The following is a 20,382-nucleotide window of genomic DNA, read 5'->3' as shown; positions in this document are numbered from 1 at the left end:
TAAAAGTCTGCTTAAATTAATTATTTATATTTGTATATTTTAATATATAAATTTTACAATAATTATAATATATTTATTTTAGGATTAAAATGAGAGACTATTTAATTACTTTATTTGATGTTTTAACTAAGAGTAATTTAGCTAATAAACTAACAATTAGGATGAACTATGTTTTATGAATTACAAAACAAAAATGAACAAGATATTTATATAAAATTACTTAGCACAATAGGAGGTTTATCAGAGCTTTTTAGTGAAAACAATTCAATTCCTTATATGTATTATCGCCTAATGGAAAATATTTTTTGCAAAGCTTTTAGCGCAAACAATCTATCTCGTAGTGATATTTCAGCAGATGCAAGCAAAAGAAATTTTGGTATAGGATTAAAAACATTTTTACATGGCAATGGTAATACTTTTCAAAAGGTTGCTGAATTTAATAAAGATTTATGTGATTTCACAAATCTTAAAATAGATGAAAAAATTATAAAAATAGCAATGCTTAGAAACGAAAGAATAGAAGTAACTAAAAGAATCAGCGGTGTTAGTGATATGATTTATCATTTATTAACTCGTAGTGAAAACAAAATGTCTATATATGAAGAAAATATGGATTTAATTAATTTAAACCATATTAGAATAATTAAAGATGATACGAAAAATATACATTTTAGCGATGGTTTACACATGTATAACTTCAATGTATCAAAAAGCACATTATTAAAAAGATTTCAAACTGACAATCTTTTATATTCTTTTAATGTTGAAATATTAAAAGACCCTTATGAATTTTTATTAAATTTAAATTTCAAAGATTTAACAACTGAAGAAAAAATATCTGAAGATTTTATTGTTTTACCTTTATATAGTCCTAATAAAAATGAAGTTATGCCAAAATCAGGGCTTAACCAATGGAATGCAAATGGTAGGGTTAGGCACCCTAATGAAGCTTATATCCCTATCCCAAGTTGGATCCATAAGGCTTTTAAAGATTTTTTTCCTTACAATAGTGATGATTTTAAAAGCGAGAGTTTTAGTGTGCTTTTACCAAATCAAAAAGAATTAAAAATGAAAGTAGCTCAAGAAAATGGAAAAGCATTAATGAGTGATCCAAATAAAGATTTAGGTGAATGGATATTAAGGGAAGTATTGAGATTAAAAGAATATGAAATATTAACTAAAAATAAACTTGATTTACTAGGAATTGATAGTGTAAAACTAAGAAAGATAAATTCGCATTATTACGAATTAGATTTTTTAGAAAGTGGTAGCTTTGAAAAATTTCAAGAAGAAAGAGAAATATAAATGAATATAGCAGGATTTTTTGCCGGTGTTGGTGGTATTGAGCTAGGCTTTAAAAATGCTGGGTTTAATATAATCTATGCAAACGAGATTGATAAAAATGCCGCATTGACATACGTATACAACCACAAACACAAATTAGTTGTAGAAGATATTGCAAAACTTAATGATATTCCAAATATTGATATGATAGTTGCTGGTTTTCCTTGTCAAGCATTCAGTATTGCTGGATATCAGAAGGGTTTTAATGATGAAAGAGGAAATGTATTTTTTACACTTGCTAAGATAATTAAGGATAAAAAACCAAGTGTTGTTTTCTTAGAAAATGTAAAAAATCTAAAATCACATGATAGTGGCAAGACTTATGAAACAATCTTTAGTACCCTTAACAATATGGGGTATTATGTTACAAGTTCAGTTTTAAATGCTTGCGAATATGCAAATACTCCTCAAAATAGAGAAAGAATTTATATAGTAGGATTTTTAAATAAAACAGCCTTTGATAATTTTTCTTTTCCTAGTAAAGAGAAATTAAATAAAAAAATTAGCGATATAGTAGATTTTGATAAAAAAGTAGATGATAAATATTATTACAGTGATAAAAATTGTAAAAATTATGAAATGGTAAAAAATGGTGTTATTAACAGAGATACTATATATCAATATAGAAGAATTTATATTAGAGAAAACAAAAATAATCTCTGTCCAACACTTACTGCTAATATGGGAACAGGAGGACATAATGTTCCCCTAGTATTGACTAAATATGGAATTAGAAAATTAACACCTAAAGAATGCTTTATGTTTCAAGGTTTTCCAAAAGATTTTAAACTTCCAAATATAGCTGATTCTCACTTATATAAACAAGCAGGAAATTCTGTTGTGGTACCTATGATAGAAAAAATTGCACAAAATATCAAACTAGCTATATATAGCAATAATAAAGAAAAATTATAAAAATATTTATTTGAATATTTTAATTAAAAAACAATAGCTTTATTATAAGGTTAATTTATGATAATTTCCTTGCGAATATTTGCAAGGACTAAGTAATTACAATGAAAAATATAGCGATATTAGACTTGCTAAAACTTATCGCATAAAGCCAACCAATACTCATTCAGGCTTTTTCATAGCAAAATTAAGGAAATTAGGTTAAATCATTTTGCTAATAAATTTGTAATATTCTAAGAAATATTGAGCTAGTTAATGAGTTTAAATTATAAAAACAAAATAAAAGTTATTATGGAATTTATTTATAAAAACTACATAGATAGATTTAATAGTATTAAAAAGACTTGAAAGTAAGAAAACGATAAGATATTTAATCAATACATAGCAAAATCTTATAAAAAACAAATTATTTTAATAATCTGTCTTGCCTAATCAACTACAAAATATTCTAATTAGCTATTTTAATTGTTTGGCTTGGCAATTAGTGTTTTTACAATAATTAGTTAAAACCTAAATACTTAATAGTATTTAGGGAAAGTTTTAATTATTTGTTTGTTCTTTTAGTTTTTCTTCAAGTTTTTTAAGCTTTTTTTCTGATTTTTTATGCTCTTTTTCAACTTTTTCTACTTTATCATCAACTTTATTTTCTAATTCTTTAGCTTCTTTTTTAGCTTTATTTTTTAATTCTTTTTCTTCTTTATCAGCTAATTTTTTAGCTTCTTTATCTTTTTTAGCTTTGATTTTTTCTAAATCATCTTTGTATTTATCTTCAACTTTTTCTTTTTTAGCATTTAGTTTTGCTTGGCTTTTTTCTAATTTTTTACTCTCGTAATCATATTTAGTTTCAGCTTTGATGGTTTTTAATTTTTCATTATCTATTTTACCATCTACACAATTTTTGCTGATTTCTTGTTTTTGTGTTTTTAAATATTCTAACCTTTCTGGATTTGCCTTTTTTTGATTTTGAACTTTTGTGATTTGCTCATCAAGTTTATTTAAAACCTTATCACACGATGTAGCAGCAAAAAGCGATGAAGCTAAAGCAACACTTAAAATTAACTTATTCATAAATTCTCCTTAAAAAATATTCAGCAAATAGTATAAAAACACTCATTAAACAATTAGCTTAGCTAAATAAATTATATGTAGCCAATACAAATTAAGTAAAACTTAAGAATGGGGGGGGGTATTATACTGATTTTACAAAAAGCATAATGCAAAGCATTAGGCTTTAAACCAAATCAAAAGGAGAAAATATGAAAAAATTATTTAGTCTTGCAGCCCTTGCTGTAATGTTTGTAGCTTGTGGGAATTATGTTCCTAAAGCCGGTGATGCTCCCGAAGTAGTAGCAAAAAAATGTCTTGATGAGTTTGCTAAAGGAGAAGTGAAAAAATTTGCTAACTGCTTTCGTTTTAAATCAGAAGATAAAAAGAAAGAATTTATAGAAGATAATGGAGAAAAAGCAAAAAAGTTTGAAAGAATAGGTGGTATCAAATCAGTTGAAACAAAATTATCATATTCAATTGAAGACAAAGCTAGAGTTAAAATTTTGGTAACATTCAAAAATGGTGAAAGTTTTGATGATAACGTGGATTTGATAAAAATAAATGATACTTGGTATATTGAACGTATAATATAATTGTAATTTAAAAATTTATTGGAATTTATCTTAGATAAATCCCAAAATCTATTATTAGCTAAAGGAAAAACCTTTAGCTAATGCAAACTTGTCCTGCATAAACGATAAAAAATCTTAACATTACTACGCCAATTAGCACAGCAAGAGAGTTTATTATTATGAATGCAGGTTTATAGGCGTGGTTTTTAAGTGCGGTTAGGGCTATTAAAATAGGTAAAATAAGCCCTGTTCCTAACACTCCAAACCAAAATAATTTTGAATAAAACTCTTGTTAAAAGTTGTCATCACTTAGGGTTAATGTATAAATTCGGAGTATCTGTAAAAAAAGACTTATCAAAAGCTAAAAAATACTTTAAAAAAGCTTGTGATTTAGACCCTTATTATGGAGTAATATTCAAACCTTGTGATGAATATAAGAAAATAATTGAATAGCATAAACTTTTTCATTAGATGCTGTTGGTTTTGTTGATTTGAAACAAAACCAAGAACCTTTTTTAATCTATATAAATTTCGTATATTTTAAGTTTAGTTTATGTTTTTGTTTGTATAAAAAACTTTAAACGCTTGTTTTAAGATATAATACGCCAAAACTAAGGAAGCATTATGGCAAATAATTTAAGCCTAAAAGATTTGATTTCAGCAAAAAGATTATCCTGCTATAAAAACATAAACGAACATTTTGACAACTTAATATTCATAAGCAAAATTACGCCTAAAATAGCAACAATTGAAATATGTGTTAGAAATATATTTGATATGTATCAGCCCAAAGATTGGATAATAAATAGTCAAGATAATGAGATTTTAAAACAAGTTCAAATAATCCAACACAGATATGGTAATGATAGTATTAACCACGAACAATATTTATCAAATTTGACTTTAGGACAAGTTGTTTATCTTGTAAAACAAAGTGGATTAAATCATTCTGTGTTTTTTGATAATATAGATAATATTGATTTTAAAAAATATTGTTCTTTAAATATAAATTATTATAAAAATATCAAAGGAGAAAAAACAAAGCTTTCTAATCAGCAAAAGATGAAAATAATCTTAAGTTTGCTTGTTGATATTAGAAACAGAAGTTATCACTGGGAAAATATATTAAAAACAAAAATCAACGATAACAATCCAGACAAAGTATTTCCGCGTATTTCAACAAATATCAAAAACACAACAATAGGAATTATGCCAGATAAAATCAATGTCTTTCTTGATGATGTTTTAGATATGATAAATGTGGATATTAAGCAATTTTTAAATATATAAAATAAAGTAGAAAATAAACACGGTTTGAAACTTAGAGTGGGGCAGAAGTCTACCCCTTTCGTTCATCGGACAAGATTATATTTTTTTTTACTTAACAAAGTCTAAAATTTGTAATTTTTAATATATATTGACATTTAAAGATATAAATAAAAGCATAAATCTTTAAAAAGCATTGTTTTGATAAATTTATAATTTTGAATTTATAAAAAAATTACAATATTTACTAAAATAAAAGTCAAATTTTATAAATTTTTATTTGATTTGTTAATACTAGTACAGACACCAAACACCATAAAATACCCTATAAAATTAGAAATTTATTATGTTAGGTAGTGATAAAATAGTTTTTATCAATTAAAAAGCAAAAGAACTTTATGTTAAAGCTTGTGATTTAGGTTATTAAACTGGTTGTGATGAGAAGGTTTTAAGTGTCTTTAGCAAGTACTTGCCTACAAAATTAGATAATAATTTTTATATTTTAGGCTGGAATTTAAAATAGGAATTTCAACTCACAATTTAACTAAAAACGGCGATAAAACCATAAGAGATTAAAATATAATTAGACAAATTGAAGGCAAAAAAGACGCAAGAATGCTAACTAATGCTTCATTTAATTATAATTTACGAATAATCTAAGGCTAATGACCGAGTTTGAAAGGACATTTTTTGGTGATTTGAATGTAGATTATTCACTTAATATGACTTTAAGAAAGAGCTTTTAAATTCTAATTCCTATTTGAAATTCTAAGAATTTCAAATAGGAAATTCATCGAAAATATCAAATAATTTAAAATAAGAATTTCATTAATCAAAACCTAAAAGCATTTATAACTTTAACAAATACAACTCATAACAAAAACAATAAATTTTTCATAATTTTAAATATAAATTAAGTAAAACTTAAGAATGGGGGGGGGGTATTATACTGATTTTACAAAAAGCATAATGCAAAGCATTAGGCTTTAAACCAAATCAAAAGGAGAAAATATGAAAAAATTATTTAGTCTTGCAGCCCTTGCTGTAATGTTTGTAGCTTGTGGGAGTGATGCTCCTGATATTGTGGTTAAAAAACACATAAATGCATTTATGGTAGGAGATGGAAAAGAGGCTGCTAAGTATGTTCATTTTGAATCAGAAGATGAAAAAAAGGAATTTATAAAAGATTTAACTGAGAATGCAGGAGACATAAAAAGAAGTATTGCCAAACAAGGCATTGAATTAGTAAATACATTTGTAATAAATGAATCTGAAACTCAAGCTAATGTTAGCGTTGTAATGAAAAAGTATGGACGAACTGATGATAGCGAAGTAGGTCTTACAAAAATAAATGGCACTTGGTATATGGATTACCCATTTAAATAATTTATTCAAAATTAATTGGAATTTATTTGCGAAAATAAATTCCAAACTAAATTAATAAAATTATATTAACACGCACTCTTTAAAAAATACAAAAATAAATTCCAGTAAAATTTAAAATATATTTTAATTTAATTTTTAGGATTTGTAATGCAATAAAATTTTTAATCATATTAAACAATACAAATTAAGTAAAACTTAAGAATGGGGGGGGGTATTATACTGATTTTACAAAAAGCATAATGCAAAGCATTAGGCTTTAAACCAAATCAAAAGGAGAAAATATGAAAAAATTATTAACAGCTAGTTTGTTTTGTAGCGTGGCATTATTTATGAGTGCTTGTTCTGATGAAAAAAAAGAATTAAGTCAAGATGTGTTTAAATTTAATATTGAAACTGAAACAAAAGGATTCGGTAAATATATTACGATAAGACACATTTTAAGCCTAACAACTAAAGATGATATTGAAATTAAAAAAATTACAGCAAATCGTGGTACTTGTGAAGTAAGAGATTGGAATAAAGAACATGATGGATACAATTTAAGCGATAACTTAATATCTGATGAAACTCCACCAAAATTATGTAATGCTGGAATATTAAATAAAAATTGGATTGATTATTGCGAAAAATTAATTAAATGGGCAGAACTAAGTAAAGAAGATTGTAGTTATGAGTACAAATACGATTTAGATGATACAAGCGAAGGTTTGAAACACATAAATGAAAGAGTAGAAAAAACGCAAGATTCAAAATATATTGAAAGTTGTGAAAAAGCAAAACAAGTTGCTAAAGAAAAATACAATGGAAAATATTATTATGATTATAAAGTGCCAATGAAATTTGGTGAAACTAAACAATTTGGCATATTTGATTGTTCTGATGTTGTGGAATTTAGCGTATATACAAATAAAGGCTTTGTAACTTATAGCGTTAAATAATAGCTTAGCTAAAGGAAAAACCTTTAGCTAATGCAAACTTGCCCTGCATAAACGATAAAAAATCTTAACATTATTACTCCAATTAGCACAGCAAGAGAGTTTATTATTATGAATGCAGGTTTATAGGCGTGGTTTTTAAGTGCGGTTAGGGCTATTAAAATAGGTAAAACAAGCCCCGTTCCTAACACGCCAAACCAAAATAATTTTGAATAAAACTCATGAGAAAATATAGCCTTAAGTGAGATTAAACTCTCGCCCCCGCTATAATACATTCCTACAAAAAGCAAAAGCAAAATAGGGATTTCAAGCATTATTGCTCTTAAATCTAAAACTAATAAATACTTTATGTTTTCTTTATTTAAATGAGCTTTAAAAAATAAAATTCCCACAAGTATATTTGCAGCTATTCCACAAGAAAACGCAGAAACCACAAAAAGCAATGGTAAAATAGGAGTATTCCATAAAGGGATTTTAGAAATCGCACTTAATAAAAATCCCGTATAAGCACCAACACATAAAGCTAAGAAAAACAATACATATTCAATCATCTTTGCAAAATTAGCCATTTTTCTTATGGAATTTGTAATAGGAATTAAGAACCTAAAATAAAGCCCTATTTCACGCTCAAAAATGATTAATGCGTATAAAAATGCTAAAGGTGTATAAACTAATAAAAATAAAACACCTAAAGTCATAACCGAAGTAAAATTGTATTTTATTAGCAATAAATAAAATGTAAGTGGTTTGCCTAAATCAATTATCAAAAGCAAAAGCCCCAAGCTAATAGCAAGTGGAGAAATTAACGCTCCTGCTTTAATCGTAGCGTCCCAAATACTATTAGTATTATGTGTAAATCTATTAAATTTTACTATTAATGAAACCATCAAACACCCAGCACTAAGCCCTGCTAAAAACAAATATAGTGCAATAGGCCAAGGCCAATAAATCTCATTATATTGCATTAAGCTTCCTGCCATATTATTCATAGCGTCCTCCTTTTGTGTTTTTTATAAAACCTAGTTTTGGTTTAGTGCCTAAATGAGCTTTAGGATATTCAACGCTTTTACTTGCTAAGACTTTATTGATTTCTGAATTGTTATCATTTATATCCCCAAAAATTAATGCATCAGTAGGACATACGCTAACACAAGCAGGGGTTAAACCATCGCTTACTCTATTTGGATAACAAAAAGTGCATTTATCAATTGCTTTTGTGATAGGATTAAGAAATCTTGCATTATAAGGACAGGCTAATATGCAGTATTTGCAAGATACGCATAAATTTTCATCAATTAATGTTATTCCATTTGCTAGTTTAAAACTAGCTCCAGTAGGACATACGCTTACACACGGGCTATCTTCACACATTACACAACTTGCCCTTGTAAAATCTGTTTGAAGATTTGGAAAAACTCCCTTCATTTTCGCATGAACTTGCACTCTAAAAACCCCACTTGGAATTTGATTTTCGTTCTTACAAGCTACGCTACAAGCCTCGCAACCTATACATAAATTTTCATCGTGAATCATTACAAACTTTTTCATCTTTAAGCCCTTTTAATATCTACGCCTATATTTGTAACCATTGTGCTACAAACATAACCACTTCTTGAACCTAGCACTATGCTATCATTTGCACCTATTTCGTGAATGTTTTTAAGTGCTGGAGTGTTGCGACCAAATCCGTGATAAATAAACAATGTATCAGGACGAATGCCTTGAGTTAGCATAAGTTTTACTTGGATTTTGCCAAATTCATTTTCTAAATATACTAAATCGCCATCTTTAAAGCCTAATTCTTTAGCCTTAGTTTCATTTATCCACACAGGACTTTCACTCATTAATTCATTTAAAATTGGGATATTTTGAGTATGAGCGTTTGTATGAATTGGAGTTTTGCCACTCGTTAGACAAAATTCATGATTTTTAAACACATCATAATCAGTTGTATTTAAACAGCCGTGAGTTGGGAATAAGTTTTCAACTTTTTCTATGAAAAGCTCTATTTTTTTACTAGGTGTCTTAAAACTAATTAGCGAACTAAGTTCGCCGTTACTATCAATTTTATCTTTAATTTGCGGATAAGTTTTAGCAAATTCTTTTATGGTTTTTGGCTCTCTTAAATAAAGACTAGGGACTTTATAAGTTACTATTCCATCTTTTTTAAGATTTGCTAGTAAATCTACATTGCCTTTAGCTTGTTGCATTCTATACTCATCTATTGTCGTATAAGTATAAAGCTCATCAATTTTCATCATACTTGCTAGTTTTCTAAATATATCAAAACCACTTTTTGTATCGCCTATAACTTCTACAGCTTTATTTCTCATATAATAGCCATTTCCTATAGTTGCAATGCTCTCATCTCGCTCTAAATATGAGCTTTCTGGTAATACCACATCAGCTAAATTGCTAAAATCATTTAAATATATATCAATACTTACTATAAAATCTAGCTCATTTATAGCCTTTAAACTCTCATTTACATTTGCTACATTTACTAAGTGATTAAACCTAGTATTTACCCAAGCTTTAATAGGATATGGCTTTTTGCTAAGTATTGCAGGGGCAATATCCATTAAAACTCCGTGTTTTCTGGATACAAAATAGTTTTTATTTCCAACTTCACCTGCACCATCAATTCTAGGAGTGTTAGGAACCTTAAAAACATTGCTAGGATTGTCAAGAGTAGGGAAAATATCTTCGCCTATGATTTTGTTTAAAGTATTTGTATTTTTGCTAGTGTGAATTCCACCTTTTTTCTCATAATTTCCCATTAAAGCGTTTGCTATTGCAATAGCTCTTGTGCGTTGATATTCTGCATAAGTAGTAGTGGTTTTATGTCCCCAATCAATTACTACTTTAGGAGCAGCTTTATAGATTTCATCGGCAATTCGCTCAATGGTATCAGCACTAATTCCAGTGATACTTTCTTGCCATTTAGGGCTTGTATCTTTTACACTAGCTTTAAGTTCATCAAGTCCTATGCAATATTCATTTACAAATTCTTTATCGTATTTTTCATCTCTTAGCCAAATATGAATTAATGCCATTAAAAATGCCACATCAGTTCCTGGCTTAATAGGCAGCCACTCATCAGCCTTAGCAGCAACTACGCTAAATCTAGGCTCAAGGACAAGTAGTTTTGTATCACTTGCAGCTGCAAATTTAGCTAGTTTTTTAGCATCACTTATTACTATACCTTCAAATAAATTATGTCCGAAATTTACAATATATTTTGCATTAGCAAAATCTCTTGATAAGCCGCCGCCATAAGTATGCTCTAAAACCATATTATAAGTAATCGGACAGCTTGAATAATGTGAAAATATGTTAGGACTGCCGTAAGCACAGGCAAAATTACTCATATGAGTGTGAGATTCTCCGGCTTTGCTTGTAAATATTACGCTTTTTGCTCCGTGCTTTTCTTTTATTTCGTTTAACTTTGTTGCAACTAGGTTTAAAGCTTCATCCCAACTAGCTTCACGCCATTTGTTTTCCCCACGCTTACCTACACGAATTAAAGGCTTAATAAGGCGGTTTTTATCATATAATTGATTAATTCCTGCTCCACCCCTTGCACATACGCTTGTTTTATTTGCACTAAATTTTGGATTACCATTAATAAATACACCTTTATTATCTTTAACGCTTATTTCAATAGGACAGCGAGTAGAACACATCTCGCAAACCGAAAAAACACTTTTTTATCCCCGTTTGTAAAGGCATTAGCACTCAAAACTGGATTAATACAGGCTAATGAACCTAAAAATGCAGAGCCTTTTAAAAATTCCCTTCTTTGCATTAATACTCCTTAAAATACAAATACTTTCAAAGTATTTAATTAAATTATACTTAAAAATTTTAATTAAATTATAAAATTATAATATATTTTATTTTAAATTATCGGAATTTAAATTCTTTTTATTTTTTATGCCAAATTCTTGAATTAAAATATAATTTTTTAGATTTTTCTTGACAATTAAAAATTTTTTTTGTATTATTTAGCCTTTCACAAATATTTTAATGTCTTGTTAGCTCAGCAGGTAGAGCATCTCACTTTTAATGAGGGGGCCGCTGGTTCGAATCCAGCACAGGACACCATCAATCTTGGTCGCTTAGCTCAGTTGGTAGAGCGCCACCCTTACAAGGTGGATGTCATAAGTTCGAGTCTTATAGCGACCACCATTTCTTAAACTAGGTTGCGGCGGTAGTTCAGCTGGTTAGAATATCGGCCTGTCACGCCGGAGGTCGCGGGTTCGAGCCCCGTCCGCCGCGCCATTTCCCTTTCTTTTAAAAATTTAAACAATAGTTCTCTCCTTTAATATTTTTATTTCTTAATTTATTTAGGATAAAATCTATCTCTTAAAAAAAATATTAAAGGAGAATTATGAAAGATTTTTTCATTAACTTTTTTACACTTTCAGAGCCTTTATCAATTACTTTTGTATTAGTTTATTTAATATTATGCTTTTGGCTAAATCGTTTAGCATATACTATAAGTTTTGCAAAAAGAATGACATTGGCACTATTTTTAGGTGTTATTTTGGGTGTATTAGCTCAATATTTGGCAAATTATCCTGCAAATTCTAAAGAAATTTTATGGCTTGAGCAAACTAGAATTTGGTATTCTTTCGTTGTAAGTATTTTTATTAGCTTATTAAAACTTATGATAGTTCCTATTGTGTTTTTTGGAATTTCATCATCTTTATTAAAGCTTGAAGGTGGAGTAAAAATTTCATCAATTCTTAGTAGAAGTATTTTTTGGCTTTTAATAACTACTGCAATTGCAAGTGCTATAGGTCTTAGTTTAGGTGTAATATTTAATCTAGGAAGCGATGTTGTAGTGCAAACTTCAAAAACTATAAAAGAAGCTAGAACCCTAAGCTCAATTTTATTAGGTTTAATGCCAAATAATATCATAGATTCTTTTGCAAATAATAATATTTTAGGAGTAATTTTAGTAGCATTTTTATTCACTCTTGGTGCAAGAAAAATAGGCACAAAAGAAGAAAATAAAGAAATATTTAGCACCTATAAAAACCTAGTAATTTTTATAAACAAAATTATTATGAATGTAATTACAAATATAATCCAACTAATGCCTTATGCTGTTGTTGCGATGATTGCAAATGTGCTAATAGCAAATGGAGTTGCAGCTATGAAAGAAGCTGGGTTATTTATAATATTAACTTATGCAAGTGGAATTTTAATGATTGTTGTATTTTCTATCATTTTAGCATTTCACGGCTTATCTCCTATGGTGTATTATAAAAAAGCGTTTGAAGTGCTATTATTGGCTTTTACTTCAAGAAGTTCAGCGGGTGTTTTACCGATTACCATTCGCACACTTCATACTAAATTAGGCGTTAGTGAAAACAATGCAAACTTCGTAGCAGGGCTGGGTGCTACTATAGGAATGAGTGGCTGTGCTGGGTATTATGTAGGGCTTGTGGCTGCGTTTATTATGCATAGTGCAGGGCTTAGCATTGATTTATCTAGTGCAGTTTTAATTATTATAATTACTCTTGTTGGGTCTTTAAGCATCGCAGGAATTCCTGGAATTTCAATTGTAGCAGCTTCTATTATGATTACAGGGCTTGGACTTGGAGATAAGTTTTATTTGCTAGGTGTGATTTTTGCAATTGACCCTATTATAGATATGGTAAGAACTATGAGCAATGTAAATGGTGCTATGATTGCAGCGATTGCGACTGATAGCGAGTTAAAAACATTAAATAAAAATGAATATAAGGATTTAAACAATGAAAGAGATTAATTATCAAGAATATTTAGATATTAAAGACAATGCAACTTGTGTTATAGCTTTTGGAGCACCTTGGTGTAGGGATTGTAAGATTGCTGAGCCGTTTTTGGTAGAGCTTAGTCAAAAATATACTAATATAAATTTTTACCATGTAAATATTGATAAAGATGAAAATATAAGAGCTGATTTGGGTATTCGCCATATTCCTACGATACTTTTTTTAAAAAATGGAGAGGAAGTGCATATAAGAGTGGTTGAGCCACACTCAATTTCTTTGATTGAAGAAGGCGTTTTAAAGCTTTAAAATGTTTAAAAATCCATCACTTAACAATGTGTTTTCACAGAATTTTGATGGATTTTATATATATTCTAAAAATAGCGAAATTGAAATTCTTTTAAAAGAATTAGCAAATAATCTAAGCAAAAATCATCTAGTTTTATATATTTGTAATACCGATACAAAAGGCTTAAATAAAAATATTTATCACATAGATATTTTTAATGATTTAGCGATTTTACAAGTTAAAAAATTGAAATATTTTGACTATATTTTCATTGAAAATTTATCATTTTTAAAAAATATAAATTTTCCAAAAAATGTAAAAATTATTGCAAACGGATTTTTAAAATCAGATTTAAGACATTTCAAGGGTAAAAAAACTAGATTTTTAAGATTTATATACACTCAAGATTTTATAAAAATATTTAATCAAAATTGTGAGTTTTTGTATAATTTCAAACCCAAAAATCATAGTATTTTTAGCCCAAATGAGATAGATTTTGATATAGATAAAGAAGTGGAATTTTATTTAAACTGCATTAAGCAAGGCTTTAGGTTTTATGATTTTAGAAAAAGTAGAAAAGATGAGATTTTTAAAGCACTTGGAAATGGCAATGTATCTTTTAATGAAATTCCATTCGCAAATAATATTAGCAAAAAATATTTTTATATAAATAATCACAAAATCAACAAAGACTTTATACCAAATAATATAAATAATATAAAAGTAAATTTTATAAGTAAGAAAACAGAAGTGAAAAAATCAATATTTAAAAAATTATTTAATTTTAAGTGGGCTAGGAAAATCCTAGCCTTTAAATTATAGTTTTTCGCTATTGTTAGCTAGGTAATCAGCAACACCTTTTGGATCAGCTTTCATACCTTTTTCGCCTTTATGCCAGCCAGCTGGACATACTTCACCATGCTCATTTGTAAATAGCATTGTATCTACCATTCTAATCATTTCATCAATATTTCTTCCTAATGGTAGGTCATTAATTACTGCGTGGCGAACTGTGCCATCAGCATCTAATAAGAATGAACCTCTTAAAGCTACTGCTTCATCAAATAATACATCAAAACCACGAGCGATTTCTTTTGTAAGGTCTGCTACTAAAGGAAATTGAACATTACCAATACCGCCTTGGTTTACTGGAGTGTTTTTCCAAGCAAAATGGCAGAATTCATTATCGCCGCTAATTCCGATTACATTAATTCCTCTATCTTGGAAATCTTTAAATCTTTTATCAAATGCGATAATTTCACTTGGACATACGAATGTAAAATCTTTTGGATAAAAGAATACTACTGTTCCTTTTTTACCCATATTTTTATATAGATTAAAATTGTTATCTATTGTATTGTTTCCTAATACAGCTGGAGCTGTAAAATCTGGTGCTTTTTTTGTAACTAACATAATTTGTCTCCTTATTAATAATTTTTATTTGTTAAAAAATTATAAATGTTAAAAGTTAATAGAAATGTTAATCATACAAAAATTATCCTAAAATAATTTAAATCAAGATTTTAAGTAATTTTATAAAAATTATGAATTAGTATTAGTTTTAAGATTATTTAATTTAAATAACTATTTAAAATATTTTTAATAAAAATTAATTTATAATATGATTTGCTTTTTCATCTATTAAACTTTTAAACTCTTTATCTTCATTATATAATTTTTGAAATTCTTCATAAGTCATCAAAACTCCTTTTAATTAAATTAAAAAGAGTTTAGCGTTTTGTAAAATCTCATTTTAGTGCTATAATTTTTACAAAAGGAGTTATTATGGCAACGATAATCATAGAAAACACCAATATTTCAAATGAAGTTTATAGTGCGTTAGAAACCTTTATCAAAAACCTTGATAAAAGTGCTAATATCAAAAGAATTAATCTATTAGATGAAGCAATAAGCGGAGAATTTTATAAAGCTAGTGATATTTTAAAAGAGCTAGAGAATGAATAAAAATCAATTAATATATTTTTACAAAACACTAACTGCTAATTTTGATGATTTGGTCGTTTTTTCATCGGTTTTTAAAAAACAACTTAAAAAACTAGAGCTTAAAAACGATGAGCTAGAAGTGTTATTAGAAGTTATAAGCACTTTAGCAAATCATAAAAGCCTAGATGAAAAATACAAAAATCATAAACTTAGTGGCAAATATTCTAAATATTATGAATGTCATATAAAGCCTGATATTTTACTCGTTTATAACTACGAAAACGGCAAATTGATTTTATATCTTTATGCGATAGGTTCGCACTCTGAATTATTCTAAAGCTTCTTTGATACTTAATGCGATTTCTTTTATGAGTGGGACTACTACGCTATTACCTGCTGCTATGTAAAGTTGTGTTTTAGATATATTTTGTGGATAAATAAAATCATCAGGATAGCCTTGCAGTTTAAAACACTCCTTAGGAGTTAATGCTCTAATCCTATTATTACTTGTTTTTATAAAAGGTGTTCTACCACCACCTTTGCCCATACTTGCAAGTAAGCAAGGGCATACATCATCTTTATTTGTTCTAGCTTGTTTGAATGCAATAGTATATATTTTATATTTTTCTATATCTTTTACTAATTCATATCTAGTAAAACTCTCTTTTATATAGTATTTCTCATCTACTAAAGCATTAAAATCTACAAACTCATTTATACTTTTAGTTAAAGGCACTTTTTCTAAAGGCTTGTATCTTTCATAAGCTTTTTTATCTTTAAATCCGATTATAAATATTCTCTCACGATTTTGTGGGATATTTGCATATTCCTTTGCATTATAAATATTTATATGTAAGTAATATCCTAAATCCTTAAGAGTGTTTTTAATAATATTTAGTGTTTTACCCTTATCGTGATTTACAAGTCCTTTTACATTTTCAAGCATAAATGCTTTTGGATTTTTAAGCTTTATCATTCTTGCAAGTTCAAAAAAGCAATTACCATTAACTTTATCACTAAATCCAAGCTTAAGACCAGCTAAAGAGAAACTTTGGCAAGGAAAACCACCCACTATTACATCACAATTAGGCACATTATCTACATCTTTTATATCTTTAATATCTACTTTGTGTTTGAAGTTTGCTTCGTATATTTTAGCTGCTAATGGATTTATCTCGTTTGCATAAATTATATTAAATCCAGCTTGGCTAAATCCAAGTTCAATCCCACCACTACCTGCAAAAAATCCCGCAACTTTTAGCATTTGTCTATCCTTTTTATTTTCAAGATAGCGTAAAGCTAAAAGTCGTTTTAGTGCCGTAATTTTTAAGCTTTTTTTGATTTTTAAACTTTCGCAAGTTGCTTGCAAAAGTTTAACAAAAAATCAAAATCAAATTTAGTGCCATAAAATTTTTAATCATTAATTAAAGTTTTTTTGATTTAATTACAAAAATGTAAAGTTTATTGAGGGAGTAGTGATATCGCATTAAGCGATATTTTTTAGAAGGTGTTTTGTTACCTTATAATGTAATGTGTAGTAGAATTAAATTATGAAAGTAGATATAATATTAAAATCATTAGCCCTTTCGCTTCTATTATGTAGTAGTTCTTTAGATGCTGAAAAGATACACGAAGTAACTAAGGTTAATGTTTGTAAAAGTGATGATGAATGTTTTGTTTTGTTAAATCAATACAAAGAAGCTTGTAATCGTTTGGAGCAGTGTTTTTTTGATTTGTTAAAAATAGGATATATTGAAAGCGATTTAAAAGATGATGCACAAGCTTGTATAGAGCAAATAAACAAAACTTTAAAATTATTTGCAGAAGATATTGTGGTAAATGATGAGTTTTCAAAAATAGATTTAAAAGCTAAATCTTTATTAATAGCTACAAAAAATTCATTAGAAACAAGATTAAATAAAGATTTGTTTGATTTTGTAGGCGATATTAGTTACAAAATGGCTAAAAGTAAAGATTTTGATATTATAGAATATGCAAAAGGCTTAGCTAATGCCTAATTCTATATCAGTTGGTCGTGGAAAAATAGCCTTAACAGAATTATTTAAAAAATATTTTAAAGAAAAGAATAAAAGCAATTTAGATTTTATAAAGAACGCTTTATGTAGTGGTGCTTTAGTAAGCTATGATGATATAAACAATTATTGTGGTTCTAGCGAATGTAAGCACAAAGATATCAATGAGGCTTTTGCTGTTTTATTTAATTATGACTTAATAGGTATTACAAATCTTATTAGTAAAGTTAAAAAATATCATAATTCTAGTGTAGAAGATTTAGAAACTTGCTTAGCTTATTTTAATTAAAGTGGTTATTTCCAAAACGGAAAATACCATAAAAATATTATTTAAAATGTTTTTAATAAAAATTAATTTATAATATGATTTGCTTTTTGCCTTAGGCTTGTTAGGGTGGAAAGGTGGTAATATGGGGGAAACAATTATTTTAATCGTTTTAATCATAGCTTTACTTAGAACCTTAAAAAAGTTCTAGTAAAGCAACTACTTTGAAAATACCTTAATCAAATTATAGTGAAGCACGGCTTAGCCTAAGCTTAAAGCAATTCACCTAACCCTAGCAAATTAGCCGTGTTTTGCTAGGGTTTACACATATTTAAGTAATTTTATTCCGATTACAAAATAATCAATCGTTAAACCTATGATAAATAATAAAACAGGACTTATATATACTAATGCCTTATGTTTATATTTTACACACAGAACTACGCCTACAATTAGCCCTAAAAAACTTACTAGATAGTTTAAAATAAATGCTTTTAAGGTATAGTAATTAAAGCTTTCTATATCGCCTACATTTGCACTAAGCCCTAAGGCTTTGTCCGTTGCTATTATTTCATTTTTTGCATTTTTACTTAATTCATATTCGTTAAAATGTGCTTTTATAAAGATATTAAATACTATTTCATCATAGCTTGAGTTCATCTTTAAAGCCTTATTATAATCCCTTGCATATTCATTTAGCCAAGAGTTTTTTATATTACTAGCGTTTAATACTGCATAATAGCTTTGTAATTCCGATTTTAAATCACTTTCTAATCTACTAATTTTGTTAAATATAAAAGCGTTAAAATCTAGGGCGTTTTCTTTTTTTAGTGTTTTGTCGTTTAAATAATTTATATATGAATTAATCACTCTATGCTTATCATTTAGCTCATAATGAGCATAAAGATTATCATCGTTAATTAAATATTCTGATTGTTTATAAAGCTTAGAGAAATTATTTCTAGTATCATTTGCATAATCATTTATGTTATTATAATTTTTACCATATTCTTTATAATATTTAACTATTTCTTTCTTTTGTTCATCATCCCAATTTTTAGGTAATTGATTAAATAATTCATCATCGCTAAAAGCAAATAAGCTACTACATATTAATAATAAATAAACTATATATTTCATTAAAACTCCTTTTATTTATATTAACATAAAAGGAGTTAAAACTTATATAGTTGCACCTGCATAAGGATTGTTATAACCAAGTCCTTTATTAGAATAATTAGTTTTTATACCTTGATAATTTGCTTTTTTAGGTTTGTTTTTGAAATAATATTCTACAGGCTTAAGGTCGTATTTTACCCCTTGTTTTATCATATTTTTTTGTCTATCATTAAACGCTGTTAATACACTATCTACTTGAGTAGTTAAGAAATTATCAAATATCTTAGCATTTTGCATAAGTCTTTCATCATTTTGTCCGAATAAGCTATCATCATCAACTAAAGAAGCAAATATTTCATATTGTTGTTTTAGCTTCATACTTTTTGTCTGTGCTAATACTTTTATTTGTTTTGCTACTTCTCTTAAGTTGTCTTTAACTGTTCCATATCCTAAAATATTAAGCGTTTTATTTAATACATTTCCATCCCATCCGTGTAGGTTAGACTCTTCAATTAATCCTGCATAAGTATTCAATAGTTTCTTTTGTGCCGCTAGATTTTCTAGTTCGTTTTGTCTATTAAGTCCTTCTTCTTTACCATAAATTTGTTGCAATGCTCCTAAAGTATGTATTACTCCTACATTAGGGATATTAATATTTCCATATTGTTTTAAATTGTTTTTTAATTCATCTTTTCTTTGCTCTAATTTTATTATATTTTCTTTTTCTCCATCTTTTTTAGCTAACAATATTTTACTATCAATATCTTTTAATTCTTTTTCTAGGTTTTCTTTTGTATCGCTTATTTGTGAAACCTTGTCTAAAACTCCAAAATAATCATTCATACTATTTGCACTATTGCCACTACCTTTAGGAATAGGGTTAAAGTTATCTTCGTTTGCACGATAGCCTTGTCCTGTATATCCTAAATGCTTTTCAAATAAACGCTGTTTATCTAAGTATTTTTGAGCGTTTGCTATTTGAGTAGGGGTATCTGTTGCTAATGGGTCATTAAAAGCAGCCATTTGCATATAGTTTAAATGCTTATAATAAGCATTCTTTAAATCATCTCCTTTTAAGTTAGGAAACTTGAGTGAAAACTCATTAAAATCACTCATTACTTTTTTAGCTTCTTCTTGTTCTTTATAAGCTTGGTCTTTAAAAAACATATTTTGCTTACGCTCATTTATAATCGAATAGGTATTGCTTAAGTTTGCTTTGTGATTTTCCTTTTGCATTTTAAATATTTCAGGTTGTGTTTTTGTAGCGAATTGATTTTGTTTTAGAGTTTCCATATCGTTTGCAGTTTTTATTTGCTCTTGTGCGATTTTTTCATCTTTAGTTTGCTTAGCTATATCTAAATCAATTGCACCTTTTTGCACTTGATTTTCTAGGTTCTTTGTTCCTAGCTTAATAAAATAAGAGATTTTTATTAATTTATTTAAAGTAAAAAAGCAATTTCAAATTCTACAAAAATTTCAAATATAAAACTAGGAATTTCCTTAAG

Annotated in this window: 22 protein-coding genes, 3 tRNA genes and 1 pseudogene; 17 read left to right on the top strand and 9 right to left on the bottom strand. The window is 27.6% G+C overall.

Annotated elements, in window-relative coordinates; genetic code table 11:
* Positions 1-168 precede the first annotated feature (168 nt).
* A complete protein-coding gene (locus tag AVBRAN12647_RS05400) occupies positions 169-1,305 on the top strand; it encodes a restriction endonuclease (RefSeq protein ID WP_336614808.1) in 1,137 nt (378 codons plus the stop codon).
* Positions 1,306-2,259 carry a DNA (cytosine-5-)-methyltransferase gene (gene dcm / locus AVBRAN12647_RS05395; RefSeq protein WP_336614807.1) on the top strand — a complete coding sequence of 318 codons (954 nt, stop codon included), beginning with the start codon at positions 1,306-1,308 and terminating at the stop codon, positions 2,257-2,259.
* A 537-nt stretch (positions 2,260-2,796) separates the two neighbouring features.
* On the opposite strand, the gene AVBRAN12647_RS05390 is transcribed toward dcm (AVBRAN12647_RS05395), so the two are convergent.
* The gene (locus AVBRAN12647_RS05390; protein WP_214119628.1) at positions 2,797-3,324 is read right to left on the bottom strand and encodes a hypothetical protein; all 528 of its coding nucleotides are present in this window, start codon (positions 3,322-3,324) and stop codon (positions 2,797-2,799) included.
* Between the two features lie 188 nt (positions 3,325-3,512).
* Between AVBRAN12647_RS05390 and AVBRAN12647_RS05385 the strand changes: the two genes are divergently transcribed.
* Positions 3,513-3,896, top strand: a complete 384-nt coding sequence (locus AVBRAN12647_RS05385) for a DUF4878 domain-containing protein (protein ID WP_336614806.1) — start codon at positions 3,513-3,515, stop codon at positions 3,894-3,896.
* A 73-nt stretch (positions 3,897-3,969) separates the two neighbouring features.
* Here AVBRAN12647_RS05385 and nrfD (AVBRAN12647_RS05380) read toward each other — a convergent pair.
* A pseudogene (nrfD, locus tag AVBRAN12647_RS05380) lies at positions 3,970-4,158 on the bottom strand (NrfD/PsrC family molybdoenzyme membrane anchor subunit); the annotation flags it as partial.
* Between nrfD (AVBRAN12647_RS05380) and AVBRAN12647_RS05375 the strand changes: the two are divergent.
* The 4 genes from AVBRAN12647_RS05375 to AVBRAN12647_RS05360 all read left to right on the top strand — a co-directional run bounded on the left by AVBRAN12647_RS05375 (position 4,152) and on the right by AVBRAN12647_RS05360 (position 7,465).
* On the top strand, positions 4,152-4,328 hold the full coding sequence (locus AVBRAN12647_RS05375; protein ID WP_336614805.1) for an SEL1-like repeat protein: 177 nt from the start codon (positions 4,152-4,154) through the stop codon (positions 4,326-4,328). The pseudogene nrfD (AVBRAN12647_RS05380) and the gene AVBRAN12647_RS05375 overlap by 7 nt on opposite strands.
* A gap of 171 nt (positions 4,329-4,499) precedes the next feature.
* On the top strand, positions 4,500-5,165 hold the full coding sequence (locus tag AVBRAN12647_RS05370) for a hypothetical protein (RefSeq protein WP_336614804.1): 666 nt from the start codon (positions 4,500-4,502) through the stop codon (positions 5,163-5,165).
* 987 nt (positions 5,166-6,152) lie between these two features.
* A complete protein-coding gene (locus AVBRAN12647_RS05365; RefSeq protein WP_336614054.1) occupies positions 6,153-6,527 on the top strand; it encodes a hypothetical protein in 375 nt (124 codons plus the stop codon).
* 281 nt (positions 6,528-6,808) lie between these two features.
* Positions 6,809-7,465: a hypothetical protein gene (locus tag AVBRAN12647_RS05360; protein WP_214119630.1), complete on the top strand. Its 657-nt coding sequence runs from the start codon at positions 6,809-6,811 to the stop codon at positions 7,463-7,465.
* A 23-nt stretch (positions 7,466-7,488) separates the two neighbouring features.
* Here AVBRAN12647_RS05360 and nrfD (AVBRAN12647_RS05355) read toward each other — a convergent pair whose 3' ends face one another.
* The 3 genes from nrfD (AVBRAN12647_RS05355) to phsA are packed head-to-tail and all read right to left on the bottom strand — an operon-like array spanning position 7,489 to position 11,148.
* Entirely contained in the window at positions 7,489-8,451 is a 963-nt protein-coding gene (gene nrfD, locus AVBRAN12647_RS05355) for an NrfD/PsrC family molybdoenzyme membrane anchor subunit (protein WP_214150088.1), read from the bottom strand.
* Positions 8,444-9,010 (bottom strand): 4Fe-4S dicluster domain-containing protein, encoded by a 567-nt coding sequence (locus AVBRAN12647_RS05350; protein WP_336614057.1) that lies wholly within the window; start codon positions 9,008-9,010, stop codon positions 8,444-8,446. Before AVBRAN12647_RS05350 ends, nrfD (AVBRAN12647_RS05355) begins: the two co-directional genes overlap by 8 nt.
* A gap of 2 nt (positions 9,011-9,012) precedes the next feature.
* On the bottom strand, positions 9,013-11,148 hold the full coding sequence (phsA, locus tag AVBRAN12647_RS05345; RefSeq protein ID WP_336614803.1) for a thiosulfate reductase PhsA: 2,136 nt from the start codon (positions 11,146-11,148) through the stop codon (positions 9,013-9,015).
* Between the two features lie 345 nt (positions 11,149-11,493).
* Here phsA and AVBRAN12647_RS05340 point away from each other — a divergent pair.
* The 6 genes from AVBRAN12647_RS05340 (at position 11,494) to AVBRAN12647_RS05315 (ending at position 14,338) form a co-directional block, all read left to right on the top strand.
* A tRNA-Lys gene (locus AVBRAN12647_RS05340) sits at positions 11,494-11,569 on the top strand.
* An 8-nt stretch (positions 11,570-11,577) separates the two neighbouring features.
* Positions 11,578-11,653: transfer RNA gene (locus AVBRAN12647_RS05335), tRNA-Val, on the top strand.
* Between the two features lie 16 nt (positions 11,654-11,669).
* Positions 11,670-11,746, top strand: a tRNA-Asp gene (locus AVBRAN12647_RS05330).
* Between the two features lie 109 nt (positions 11,747-11,855).
* Entirely contained in the window at positions 11,856-13,244 is a 1,389-nt protein-coding gene (locus AVBRAN12647_RS05325; RefSeq protein WP_336614802.1) for a cation:dicarboxylate symporter family transporter, read from the top strand.
* The gene (locus tag AVBRAN12647_RS05320; protein WP_336614801.1) at positions 13,231-13,536 is read left to right on the top strand and encodes a thioredoxin family protein; all 306 of its coding nucleotides are present in this window, start codon (positions 13,231-13,233) and stop codon (positions 13,534-13,536) included. Before AVBRAN12647_RS05325 ends, AVBRAN12647_RS05320 begins: the two co-directional genes overlap by 14 nt.
* A gap of 1 nt (position 13,537) precedes the next feature.
* Complete coding sequence (locus AVBRAN12647_RS05315; protein ID WP_336614800.1) at positions 13,538-14,338, top strand: hypothetical protein; 801 nt, start codon at positions 13,538-13,540, stop codon at positions 14,336-14,338.
* Here AVBRAN12647_RS05315 and AVBRAN12647_RS05310 read toward each other — a convergent pair.
* On the bottom strand, positions 14,333-14,929 hold the full coding sequence (locus AVBRAN12647_RS05310; protein ID WP_214116319.1) for a peroxiredoxin: 597 nt from the start codon (positions 14,927-14,929) through the stop codon (positions 14,333-14,335). The two genes, AVBRAN12647_RS05315 and AVBRAN12647_RS05310, sit on opposite strands and share 6 nt — an antisense overlap.
* A gap of 372 nt (positions 14,930-15,301) precedes the next feature.
* Between AVBRAN12647_RS05310 and AVBRAN12647_RS05305 the strand changes: the two genes are divergently transcribed.
* Both AVBRAN12647_RS05305 and AVBRAN12647_RS05300 read left to right on the top strand, forming a co-directional pair.
* Positions 15,302-15,481 (top strand): hypothetical protein, encoded by a 180-nt coding sequence (locus tag AVBRAN12647_RS05305; RefSeq protein ID WP_239803152.1) that lies wholly within the window; start codon positions 15,302-15,304, stop codon positions 15,479-15,481.
* Positions 15,474-15,797 (top strand): type II toxin-antitoxin system YafQ family toxin, encoded by a 324-nt coding sequence (locus AVBRAN12647_RS05300; protein WP_239803153.1) that lies wholly within the window; start codon positions 15,474-15,476, stop codon positions 15,795-15,797. The genes AVBRAN12647_RS05305 and AVBRAN12647_RS05300 overlap by 8 nt, the downstream gene beginning before the upstream one ends.
* On the opposite strand, the gene dcm (AVBRAN12647_RS05295) is transcribed toward AVBRAN12647_RS05300, so the two are convergent.
* Positions 15,789-16,724, bottom strand: coding sequence for a DNA (cytosine-5-)-methyltransferase (gene dcm / locus AVBRAN12647_RS05295; RefSeq protein WP_336614799.1), 936 nt, complete (start codon positions 16,722-16,724; stop codon positions 15,789-15,791). The two genes, AVBRAN12647_RS05300 and dcm (AVBRAN12647_RS05295), sit on opposite strands and share 9 nt — an antisense overlap.
* A gap of 286 nt (positions 16,725-17,010) precedes the next feature.
* On the opposite strand from dcm (AVBRAN12647_RS05295), the gene AVBRAN12647_RS05290 reads away from it, so the two are divergent.
* Positions 17,011-17,478: a hypothetical protein gene (locus tag AVBRAN12647_RS05290; RefSeq protein ID WP_336614798.1), complete on the top strand. Its 468-nt coding sequence runs from the start codon at positions 17,011-17,013 to the stop codon at positions 17,476-17,478.
* Positions 17,471-17,782, top strand: a complete 312-nt coding sequence (locus AVBRAN12647_RS05285; RefSeq protein WP_239803156.1) for a hypothetical protein — start codon at positions 17,471-17,473, stop codon at positions 17,780-17,782. The genes AVBRAN12647_RS05290 and AVBRAN12647_RS05285 overlap by 8 nt, the downstream gene beginning before the upstream one ends.
* A gap of 297 nt (positions 17,783-18,079) precedes the next feature.
* On the opposite strand, the gene AVBRAN12647_RS05280 is transcribed toward AVBRAN12647_RS05285, so the two are convergent.
* Both AVBRAN12647_RS05280 and AVBRAN12647_RS05275 read right to left on the bottom strand, forming a co-directional pair.
* Positions 18,080-18,898, bottom strand: a complete 819-nt coding sequence (locus tag AVBRAN12647_RS05280) for a hypothetical protein (protein WP_336614797.1) — start codon at positions 18,896-18,898, stop codon at positions 18,080-18,082.
* 42 nt (positions 18,899-18,940) lie between these two features.
* Entirely contained in the window at positions 18,941-20,257 is a 1,317-nt protein-coding gene (locus AVBRAN12647_RS05275) for a hypothetical protein (RefSeq protein WP_336614796.1), read from the bottom strand.
* Positions 20,258-20,382: the final 125 nt, after the last annotated feature.

The organism is Campylobacter sp. RM12647 (genome assembly GCF_020138135.1).
GTDB lineage: Bacteria > Campylobacterota > Campylobacteria > Campylobacterales > Campylobacteraceae > Campylobacter_E.
The sequence above is the reverse complement of the archived record's forward strand: the minus strand, read 5'-3'. Positions and strand labels throughout refer to the sequence as shown.